We start from the raw sequence: 537 nt of genomic DNA on the forward strand, positions 1-537 counted from the left end.
CTTCATGGCCTATCGCGTCGGACCGACCAGCGCCGTGGCGCCGTTCTACTATTGCTTCACCGTCTGGGCGGTCATTTCGGGCCTGCTGGTGTTCGGGCAATTCCCCAACACACTGGCGGTCTGTGGCATCCTGCTGGTCGTCGGCAGCGGGCTGACCATCGTGTCGCTGGATCAGCGCCAGCGCCGGTTGGCCGTCGTCGCCTAGCCTCGTTTCATTGCGGGAACGCCGATCTTTGTTTTCGCCGCCCCGATGCCATAGGCAAGCCACAGCCGGGCATACCGGCCTGAAGCCGGTCTTGCCTTCAGAAACTCGAAACCTCAGACGATCCGCAGGCGCCTAAAGCGTCCGCCTTGCGCTGAACTGATGGTAGGCCCACAGAACAACCACCGCCCCGATGACGGCAACGATCAGGCTGTAGATGTTGAGACCGGTGACGCCTGATGCGCCGAAGGCACTGAAGATCAGCCCGCCGACAATGGCGCCGACGATGCCCAGCACGATATCCATTATGACACCCTGGCCGGTCTTGTTGACGA

1 protein-coding gene and 1 pseudogene are annotated in these 537 nt (G+C 62.0%); one reads left to right on the plus strand and one right to left on the minus strand.

Annotated elements, in window-relative coordinates; all coding sequences use genetic code 11:
- Positions 1 to 205 (plus strand): annotated as a pseudogene (locus EN994_RS34560) (EamA/RhaT family transporter); the annotation flags it as partial.
- Between the two features lie 132 nt (positions 206 to 337).
- Here EN994_RS34560 and EN994_RS34565 read toward each other — a convergent pair.
- A partial coding sequence (locus tag EN994_RS34565) for a GlsB/YeaQ/YmgE family stress response membrane protein (RefSeq protein ID WP_164746581.1) occupies positions 338 to 537 on the minus strand: 200 nt, incomplete at its 5' end.

Source organism: Mesorhizobium sp. M7A.F.Ca.CA.002.09.1.1 (assembly GCF_003998555.1).
GTDB lineage: Bacteria > Pseudomonadota > Alphaproteobacteria > Rhizobiales > Rhizobiaceae > Mesorhizobium > Mesorhizobium ciceri.